Here is a 9,883-nt window from a genome sequence, read left to right as displayed (position 1 = left end):
GGTTTGTCTCTGTATTTTGCTGCATTTGTTTGATGTTCAATTCGTAGTTGGTGCAAAACTTCCATCTACTCTAAAATCGTTTTGCCATAAAAATCAGATGCTGGCTTCTTTGATAGCCATGCTTGGTGTAAAAAGCCTCTGCTTGTCCATCCTTTTTCGTCAACAGATAAACCCCGGTAACTTCCATCGCGGTTAGAGTATCCATTAATTGGTTAAGTAGCCTTGTCCCAATTCCTTGACGCTGCTTATTCGGTCGTACACAGATTTCTTCCAGATAAAAGCTTTTACTTTTTTGCCCTTGCTTACAATAACCTGCCACGAATCCTAAAAGTTCATCCTGTTTGAATACAAATCCAACAAAACCTGGTGTATTCAGAATTTCAAACAACCTTGCTTTTGCAGTCTCGAAAGTCCATTCCTCGTTCCAAGGTTCACCATTGAAAACTTCAATATATAAATGAGCGCACTTATCAAGATATTCAGTAGTAAAGGTTTGAATTTCTTCTGACATCAAAAAACCAGAGTTTAGTTAATTATGAAATTAAAGTACCAGCATCACAGATAAAGATTACCAGATCAGGTATTCATCTACAGCACTCACAGATTGTAGCAATCAAACCAACCCAGAACGCAGTGCCACAACTGCTGCTTGCACGCGATCGTCTACTGCTAATTTATTCATAATCCCTCGGACGTGAGTTTTGATGGTGTTGGGACTGAGATAAAGTTTTTCGGCAATCTCCGGGTTACTCAACCCGTCTACCATGAGTTTCAACACTTCTAACTCGCGCCCAGATAAGTTAGCTGTGTTGGTGGTGGGTGAGGGCGGTTTGAGATTATCAATTACTCGCCGCGCAATTTGGGGATCGAGATAGGCTGCACCATCAACTGCGGCTGCGATCGCACTTAACAATCGTTCCACACTTGCACCTTTGATGCAATATGCATCTGCACCGCTAGAGAGTGCCGCAATAATTTCTGTCTCCGTTTGATGAGATGTCAGCATCACCACATGAGTTGCTGGCAGTGCCGCCTTAATTTGCTGTGTCGCTGCAATACCATCCAATCGCGGCAACCCAATATCCATAACCACCAAATCAGGTTTCAGTTGCAGTGCAGCTTGAACTCCCAAATAACCATCTTCTGCTTGTCCAACAATCTCCAACTGAGGATGAGCCATTAACGATTGCTCTAATCCTAGTTGCATCATCGGATCATCTTCAACAATTAACACCCGCAATGGCGGAGCATTGGCTGGTAAATTTAAGGGATAGCGAGTATCTAAAGACATTTTTATTTATTATTTGTCATTTGTCATTTGTCATTTGTCATTTGTCATTTGTCATTTGTCTTTTACCTTTTTGACCAATGACCAATGCCCCATGCCCCATGCCCAATGCCCCATGCCCCATGCCCCATGCCCCATGCCCAATGCCCCATGCCCCATGCCCCATGCCCAATTGTTTTATTCTTCCACCCGATAGCCTAACTCTGCTAAACTGATCCGCGACTGTCGCCATTTTGGCTGGACTTTCACAAACAATTCTAGGTAAACTTTACCAGAGATTAACTTTTGGATTTGTTGGCGGGCTTCACTACCAATTGCTTTGAGCATTGCTCCACCTTTGCCAATGAGTATGCCTTTTTGGGAATCGCGCTCAACGTTGATGGTAGCAAGTATACGGGTAATGCTGGGAGTTTCTTCTACTAAGTCAATAGCGATCGCTACTGAATGGGGTACTTCTTCACGAGTCAATAATAAAATTTGTTCTCTGATTAATTCACCCATAATAAAGCGTTCTGGCTGGTCAGTTACCAAATCTGGCGGATAGTATAACGGCCCAATTTCTAAATATTCTATTAATAATTCTTGAAGTTGCGGTAATCCTGCACTAGTTTTAGCAGAAAATTTTACGATTTCCCATTCATGTGAGTGGGCCATCTGAGCGTAACTATCATCTAGAAACTGAGAATCGGTCGGTTGTTGGTCGATTTTGTTCACGCCCAAAATCACTGGTGTTTTGCTGCGACACAGCAACTCGGCAATATAGCGATCGCCTGACCCACAAGCTACTCCTCCATCTACCACAAATAGCACTACATCTACCGATTCAATGGCAATTTTGGCATTTTGCACCAAAACTTCCCCCAATTGATGATGGGGCTTATGAATTCCTGGCGTATCTACAAAAATTAATTGCGCTTCTGGTGTAGTTAAAATGCCGCGCAAACGGTTACGCGTTGTTTGCGCTACTGGTGATGTAATGGCAATTTTTTGTCCTACCAATTGATTCATTAAAGTAGATTTACCGACATTAGGACGACCAACAATGCCGATAAAACCTGATTTGAATTCAGGAGGAGCCTGTGGGATTGTTACTTCTTCTGGAAATGAGAAGTTGTAATTATCAATACTAGTCACCTTTGGCTCCACCCTCATATTTTACAGCTGGGATAACTTGGTTTTTTCTTAGACACAAAACAAGCATAAAATTCCCCTGGCATTTTTAGGGATTGCTTTTGCCAAGGTTTAATCTACTACTGGCTCTACACCTATATTTTACAGCTAAGATAACTTTGTTTTGTTTTTAGATACAAAACAAACATAAAATTACTTTGGCATTTACAAAGAGCGCATTTGCTTAGGTTTAATCTGCTGCTAACTTTGGCTTAAGTTTCATCGACTACTCAATATATTTGGATCAAAATGTCAATAAAAAATATGGGAAAACCCAAACGCATTGGAATTCTTACCAGTGGAGGTGATTGTTCTGGCTTAAATGCTGTGATTAGGGCTGTAGTGAATTGTGCTGTGGATACTTACGGCTGGGAGGTTTTAGGAATTCGTCAAGCGACTCTCGGATTAATGACGCGTCCCCCACAATTTACAAAGCTAGAAGTTGATCAAGTTGACTCGCTGTTAACTGCGGGTGGCACAATGTTGGGGACAACCAATAAAGGCGACCCTTTTGCTTTTCCAATGGCGGATGGAAGTGTAAGCGATCGCTCCGAAGAAATCATTGCAGGTTATCATCAGCTAGGTTTAGATGCTTTGATTGGTATTGGCGGTGATGGTAGCTTGGCAATTCTCCGCCGCCTCGCCCAACAAGGCGGTATTAACCTAGTTGGTATTCCCAAAACAATTGATAACGATATTGGCGTTACTGAACACGCTATCGGTTTTGATACAGCAGTAAATATTGCCACAGAAGCATTAGATAGATTACATTTTACTGCTGCAAGTCATAGCCGAGTCATGATTTTGGAAGTAATGGGGCGTGATGCCGGACACATAGCTATAGCTGCGGGAATTGCGGGGGGAGCAAATGTAATTTTAATTCCCGAAATTCCTTACACAGTTGAGCATATTTGCCACAAAATCAAAGAACGCCAAGAGAAAGGCAAAAACTATTGTTTGATTATTGTTTCCGAAGCAGTTCGTACCCACGATGGGGAAAATGTGACGATTACAAATCGATTAGGTCAATCTCGATACGGTGGAATTGGCGAATATTTAGCAGATAAAATTATTGAGCACATTGGTGTAGAAACGCGAGTCACAGTTTTAGGACACATTCAACGGGGTGGAACTGCTTCACCATTAGATAGATTAGTTGCAACTGCTTTTGGTGTTGCAGCCGTTAATCTAATTGCAGAAGATAAATACGATCGCATGGTGACTTGGCAAAATCGCCAAGTATTAAGTGTACCAATTACAGAAGCGATCGCTCAATATAGTGCCGTCGATCCCAATGGTACTTTAGTTAAAACCGCTCGTGGTATGGGTATTTATTTAGGAGACTAAACATACATCATACAGGCACAGCATAGCTGTGCCTATCAAAGTACAAATTCAGCAGGCATTTTTTAACTGCCCTAAATACATCCAGTACCGCGTCGTCTATTTACCTGAAAATAGCTGTAATATAATCATAATATTAGGTCTGTTAATATTGTGAGTTTTGATAATGTTTGTAAGCTGCTGGCAGAAAAATATCCAGCAGATTTTGTTCGATGGTTAATTGCTGAGGAATCGGCAAATATAAAGGTGCTAAAAACTGAATTAAGCTTGGAACCAATTCGTGCAGATTCTGTGACTTTTATTCAAACTAAAAACAGGATTCTGCATATTGAGTTTCAGACTTTAACACAATCTAGCCCTGCAATTCCCTTCCGAATGCTAGATTATTCCGTGAGATTAAAGCGTCAGTATAAATGTCCAGTTGTGCAGGTAGTCATCTTTTTGCAAGAAACAAACGATGAAATTGCTTTTACCCAAGAATATGTGGATGATACGACTGTACACCGCTATCAAGTAATACAGATGTGGGAGCAAGATTCGAGTGTATTCTTAAATAATGTAAATTTATTACCTCTGGCTACTCTGAGTCGTACTGATTCCCCACAAGGTTTATTGTCCCAGGTTGCTGAAAAAGTGGCTACAATTTCAGATAGGGAGACAAAACAAAATATTGCCGGGTATACAGAAATTTTAGCTGGTTTGCGATTCGACAAAACTTTGATTCGTCAATTGTTAAGTGAGGATATTATGCAAGAATCAGTGATTTATCAAGATATTTTGCAGAAGGGACAAGAACAGGGTAAACAACAAGAAGCTTTTTCTTTATGTATGTCTCTGCTAAAAGAACGTTTTGGTGAGATTGATGAATCAATTTATCAAAAAGTTCAAGGTTTGAAAATTGAACAATTAGAGGCTTTATGTCGATCGCTTTTAAAAATGTCTAAGATGGATGATTTAGTAACTTGGTTGGAACAGCAACAAAGTAGTTGAAGTTAAATTGATTTTCAGAAAGCGATCGCACCTCTTTACAACCCCAAATGCGTAGACGCAACGCGGCTTTTCGTTAGACATCGCACTCAACTTGTAATCAACCACGGGCGATCGCATTTATAATTTGCTTCCTTGAAGAAAATTCCCGTTTGGGTGCAATCGCTACTCACAAAACCAACTCAGTTTTCAACTTATCTCATTAAAGCTTGAAAACCTGCTTGTACAAAATGCTGATCAAAAGTCAAAGCTTGAGAGACTTCAGCTTGCTTCAGACGCTCGTTCCTCTCTAACGCTTCTCTACGAAACGCTCCGTGAACGCTATCACAAAACGTAATTGCAAACTTGTACTGAGCTTGTCCTGAGCGTAGTCGAAGGGCGTAGCCGAAGTATTGCGAATTGTTTAAAATCACTTGATATATTTGCTATCCCCTAACTAATAATTCCTAATACAAACTCGCCTTCATTCACAGCTTGATTTGTTGCGACATCATAAACCAATCCATCATGTTGAGCGCAAACATCAATTACAGTAGGTAATTTACTCTCTTTATTAAAACTGAGAATTTGATACAGCTTTTCTCCAGCTTTGACTTTAGTACCTAATTCAATTCTGGATTGAATCATACCACCTGCGATCGCATAATATTTTTTCCTGTTGCTGTTAGATGCGAAAGTCATCTCATGGTTTTTTATGTCATCTGATAAATCAGGAATTTGCACTACACCTTTTTGTGCTAAATAGTTTTTCACACCCCACACACCTTTGGCGACGGAATCAGGGTTCATTTGCATTCCTGTTCCTAATTCCAGCGTCCAAGCTTCCACATTAAACTTGATTTCTCTACCCAACTCTTTAAAACAAGCTTCCAGTGCTAACCAAGGTTTGATAAAAGCTTCATCAAAAGCATCACCATCGTATTTATCAAGTAAGATTCCAAAATCAAACCCGAAGTATTTTGCACTGTCTTCTCGATTTCGGAAGTAGTAAACGTAGTCTAAAGCTTGATTTGTAGAACTATGTAAATCAATTAAGTAGTCTGCATCTAAACTTAGATTTTGTAGCTTGTAGGCAAAAAGCTCAGTGTAGGGAACACCACTAGAAGAATTAATTTTTTCTAAAACTTTCGCAAATTGTTGCTTAATTATAGTTAGATAATTTTGTCGAATGATCTTTGTATCAATATGAAATTGAGATTTAGTAAAAGCTACTAAATCATCAGCTTCTTTCTCGTAGTCCCAAAATATGCGATTCCAGTCTTTGGCTTCATAAACGCAGTATCGTCCAGGGGAAAAATGATGAGCGCGTTCATTTATCCCCATTGGATTGCAAACGGGAACCAGCCAAATTTCTCCAGTTAAATTTGTATCATTTATTGTTAATAAAAACTCAATTAGCTGGTGAATAACGGCATTACCAACAATTTCTGCACCGTGCAGATTAGATTGAATGTAAACCTTTTTACCAGGTTGAGCGCCGATGAATTTGTATAGTTGTAAGTAGAGGCGATCGCCTGAAGCCATTTGACGTAATACAATAGTCTCAATAACAGGCAGCATAAAATAATTCGCTGATAATTTGATTACATTATCGCTGTATCTGTACTGAATTAAAACCTACAAAAACTCAATCTCCCTCTCTGCGCCTCTGCCTGAATTCCTCAACTTAAGCTAACATCAAATAACCCAGTAACCATCACAGCAGCAATGGCAACAAATTGGTTGCGAATCACACATCAAAGCGAAACAATCCAACTTTCCTGGCAACGCGGATATGAAAATCCTCGCCTTGCCCCACCAGTCCCCTTCCAACAACCTTTCGATGCAGAAAACGCGGCTGAACTGCGCTGGTATTTAGAAGATTATTTAAAATTTCCTTACGGTATTTTTCCAGATAACGCTGTAAAAATCGAACAAAAATTACAGCATTGGGGACAACAGCTATTTGAGCTAGTATTTCGCAGCACAGACAAAGCAAGAGAGTTTTTTCAAGAAGCCACACGAGACGGACTCGATAAATGCGAACTGGGCATCATTTCCGATAACGCCAACGTGCTGAATTTACCTTGGGAATTGCTGTATTCCCCCGACTATCAATTTCTTGCACCTTCACTGGCAGGAATGTATCGCAGTCTCAGCACTCAGGGCGTAAAAGCACCATTGCCACCCATGCCCAATGACCAATTAAATATTTTACTAGTTATTGCCCGTCCTGACGATGAGCAAGACGTTGGGTTTAAAACCATTGCCCGTCCCCTGCTGGCGGCGTTGCAACCAATACGTCAGCGAGTCAACCTAAAAGTATTGCGTCCCCCTAGCTTGAAAGAGTTTGAAGCAGAACTGCAAGCGAATAAGGGTTTTTATCATATCGTCCATTTTGATGGACATGGGAATTTTGACAGCGAAACACAGGGAGTTTTAGTCTTTGAGGATGAACAGGGGAATGAACAAGCTGTTAGCGCTAGAGAAATTGCCCAATATTTAACAGATTGTCGCGTACCGATTTTTGTACTGAATGCTTGCAAGTCTGGACAAGTCGGGGAAGAAGCCTTTTCTTCTGTAGCGGGACAGTTGGTGAAACTGGGGGCTAAGGGTGTGGTAGCGATGGCATATTCAGTTTACGCCAAAGGTGCAGAACACTTTATTGGGCGGTTGTATGGGGAATTAGTCAGGGGAGAGTCTATCGCCACAGCAGTTGCAGCAGGGCGAAAGTCCATGTCTATTGACAAAATGCGCCCCAGTCCCAAAGGAAATTTACCTTTACAAGATTGGTTAGTGCCGGTGTTGTATCAGCAGGAACCCTATACGCCTTTTGTTCCTCAAAAGACAGCACCCAGTTTTGCTGATTTGATGGCGCAAGCAGACAACACTCCAGAAAGCAGCAAAGCTGTAGGTTTACCTGATGAAAGCGCTTATGGTTTTATTGGGCGGGATTATGAGATTTTGCGTTTAGAGAGAGCATTTCGGCAAAATCATCTGGTTTTAGTGCAGGGAATGGGCGGTGTTGGTAAAACTGAGTTAGCCGCAGGTTTCGCCAGGTGGTTAGATGAAACTCAAGGACGTACAGGCGGTATGTTCTTCACCTCTTTTGAACAGGGTGCGGGATTGAGTCAGGTAATTAACCAAATTGGTAGGGCGTTAGGCGGTGAGAGATTTTCCCAAATGATGCCAGAACAGCAAGAAGCAGTGGTGCGGAAATATCTGCAAACTCATCCTTGCTTGTTGATTTGGGATAACTTTGAACCTGTCAACGGTTTCCCTACGGGGAATGAACCATTACTGAGTGGGGAAGAGAGAAACAAGCTGAAGGGATTTCTTAAAGAATTGCGGGGTGGTAAATCTTGGGTATTAATTACCAGTCGCCGCGAAGAACCTTGGTTGGATTGTGGGTATAGTTTAATCAACTTACGGGGGTTGTCTCAAGCGGATGCCCAAGAGTTAGCGGCGAAGATTTTGCAAACGGTGGGTGTGGAGAGAAAGAACCTACCAGCAGAGTATTTGGAATTGTTGAAATTGTTGGGGGGACATCCGTTGTCTTTGCGGGTGGTGTTACCGCATTTAAAGATGCAGACGCAGACACCCATGCAGTTAATTGAGGCGCTGCGGCAGGGGTTAGATACTTTTAGGGGACAAGAGGAAGAAGGCAGAGAAAAATCCCTCACTGTATCGTTGGATTATTCTTTTGCCAAGTTGTCGGAACGTACACGACGACATTTACCATTTTTGGCGTTGTTTTGCGATCGGGTTAATGCAGATTGGCTGCATATTTTTTCACAAAGTCCTGATGATGGATTTGGACAAGCTTATCAAGCGGTGTTTGGGGAGAACTTGCAAAAACCAGATTGGTTGAAGATTCTCAATGAAGCCGCCGCAGCAGGTATTTTGGAATATTTGGGTGAGAGTATCTATAAAATTCACCCAGCACTACCTTGGTATTTGCGTCAACAGTTAAACACAATTACTTCCCAGGAGGTGATTAACGAACTCGAAAAAAAGTTGCTGATTTTCTACGCTTATTTGGCTGACAACTACCGTAAGGAACTCATTAGCAACGCAGAACTAGCAACTTTTGTGCTGCGGGTGGAAGAACCAAATTTGTTGCAAAATCTGCGCCTTGCCGAACAGCAACAAGAATGGGCTTATGCACAATGGATTCTGCAAGCTTTGGGAGAAGTGTATCAGCGTTTAGGGCGCAAACCTGAATTTAAGTCACTGCGACAACGGACGCTGAAGCATATTGGTATTTACTTGGCAGATGCCAAAGCAAAGGGTAAAGATGCTCTGAATTTCTGGATGTATCTACGGGTTGCAGATGCCAATGAAGCCTTTCAAAGTGCTGACTTGGAAGGGGCAAGGAAAGTCTATCAAGAAATTCTGGATGAACTAATAGCTGTAAATGACTCCTCAGTGAATGACAAAATTGCCGCTGTTAATCATAATCTAGGCTATATTGCCCAAAAGCAACGGCAGTTTGATGTGGCTGTTGATTACTACAACAAGGCGCTGAAGATAAAAGAAGATGCCGGAGATTTGTACAGTGCTGCTAGTGACTATCACAACCTGGGCATAGTAGCCGAAGAGCAACGGCAGTTTGATGTGGCTGTTGATTACTACAACAAGGCGCTGAAGATATTTGAAGATGCCGGGGATTTGTACAGTGCTGCTAGTGAATATCACCATCTGGGCAATGTCGCCAAAGAGCAACGGCAGTTTGATGTGGCTGTTGATTACTACAACAAGGCGCTAAAGATATATGAAGATGCCGGGGATTTGTACAGTGCTGCTAGAGAATATCACCAACTGGGCATGGTAGCCGAAGAGCAACGGCAGTTTGATGTGGCTGTTGATTACTACAACAAGGCGCTGAAGATATATGAAGATGCCGGGGATTTGTACAGTGCTGCTAGTGAATATCACCATCTGGGCAATGTCGCCAAAGAGCAACGGCAGTTTGATGTGGCTGTTGATTACTACAACAAGGCGCTGAAGATAAAAGAAGATGCCGGGGATTTGTACAGTGCTGCTAGTGACTATCACCAACTGGGCATGGTAGCCGAAGAGCAACGGCAGTTTGATGTGGCTGTTGATTATTAT

Annotated in this window: 8 protein-coding genes; 3 read left to right on the top strand and 5 right to left on the bottom strand. The window is 41.8% G+C overall.

The features are described from left to right. Positions 1–70: 70 nt before the first annotated feature. The 3 genes from LC574_RS11070 to era form a co-directional block, all read right to left on the bottom strand. Complete coding sequence (locus LC574_RS11070; protein WP_229453567.1) at positions 71–511, bottom strand: GNAT family N-acetyltransferase; 441 nt, start codon at positions 509–511, stop codon at positions 71–73. A 102-nt stretch (positions 512–613) separates the two neighbouring features. Then, positions 614–1,291, bottom strand: coding sequence for a response regulator transcription factor (locus tag LC574_RS11065; protein WP_109008954.1), 678 nt, complete (start codon positions 1,289–1,291; stop codon positions 614–616). Between the two features lie 174 nt (positions 1,292–1,465). Then, complete coding sequence (era, locus tag LC574_RS11060) at positions 1,466–2,440, bottom strand: GTPase Era (protein ID WP_229453566.1); 975 nt, start codon at positions 2,438–2,440, stop codon at positions 1,466–1,468. Between the two features lie 282 nt (positions 2,441–2,722). On the opposite strand from era, the gene LC574_RS11055 reads away from it, so the two are divergent. Both LC574_RS11055 and LC574_RS11050 read left to right on the top strand, forming a co-directional pair. After that, a complete protein-coding gene (locus LC574_RS11055) occupies positions 2,723–3,805 on the top strand; it encodes an ATP-dependent 6-phosphofructokinase (protein ID WP_229453565.1) in 1,083 nt (360 codons plus the stop codon). 150 nt (positions 3,806–3,955) lie between these two features. After that, a complete protein-coding gene (locus LC574_RS11050) occupies positions 3,956–4,792 on the top strand; it encodes a DUF4351 domain-containing protein (RefSeq protein WP_229453564.1) in 837 nt (278 codons plus the stop codon). 191 nt (positions 4,793–4,983) lie between these two features. On the opposite strand, the gene LC574_RS11045 is transcribed toward LC574_RS11050, so the two are convergent. Both LC574_RS11045 and LC574_RS11040 read right to left on the bottom strand, forming a co-directional pair. Continuing rightward, positions 4,984–5,202 carry a hypothetical protein gene (locus LC574_RS11045; RefSeq protein ID WP_229453563.1) on the bottom strand — a complete coding sequence of 73 codons (219 nt, stop codon included), beginning with the start codon at positions 5,200–5,202 and terminating at the stop codon, positions 4,984–4,986. Positions 5,203–5,221: 19 nt separating this feature from the next. Continuing rightward, on the bottom strand, positions 5,222–6,349 hold the full coding sequence (locus LC574_RS11040) for a succinylglutamate desuccinylase/aspartoacylase family protein (protein ID WP_229453562.1): 1,128 nt from the start codon (positions 6,347–6,349) through the stop codon (positions 5,222–5,224). A gap of 147 nt (positions 6,350–6,496) precedes the next feature. Between LC574_RS11040 and LC574_RS11035 the strand changes: the two genes are divergently transcribed. Then, positions 6,497–9,883: tetratricopeptide repeat protein (locus LC574_RS11035; protein WP_229453561.1), on the top strand; the 3,387-nt coding region annotated here is incomplete at its 3' end.

It is taken from the genome of Nostoc sp. CHAB 5715, assembly GCF_020829685.1.
Taxonomy (GTDB): domain Bacteria; phylum Cyanobacteriota; class Cyanobacteriia; order Cyanobacteriales; family Nostocaceae; genus Nostoc.
This window is presented reverse-complemented; position numbering and strand designations above follow the sequence as displayed.

Bases quoted from the DNA above. Each gene is read 5' to 3' on its own strand.
- LC574_RS11055 (WP_229453565.1), top strand. From the start codon at position 2,723: ATGGGAAAACCCAAACGCATTGGAATTCTTACCAGTGGAGGTGATTGT.
- LC574_RS11065 (WP_109008954.1), bottom strand. From the start codon at position 1,291: ATGTCTTTAGATACTCGCTATCCCTTAAATTTACCAGCCAATGCTCCG.
- LC574_RS11040 (WP_229453562.1), bottom strand. From the start codon at position 6,349: ATGCTGCCTGTTATTGAGACTATTGTATTACGTCAAATGGCTTCAGGC.
- LC574_RS11070 (WP_229453567.1), bottom strand. From the start codon at position 511: ATGTCAGAAGAAATTCAAACCTTTACTACTGAATATCTTGATAAGTGC.
- era (WP_229453566.1), bottom strand. From the start codon at position 2,440: ATGAGGGTGGAGCCAAAGGTGACTAGTATTGATAATTACAACTTCTCA.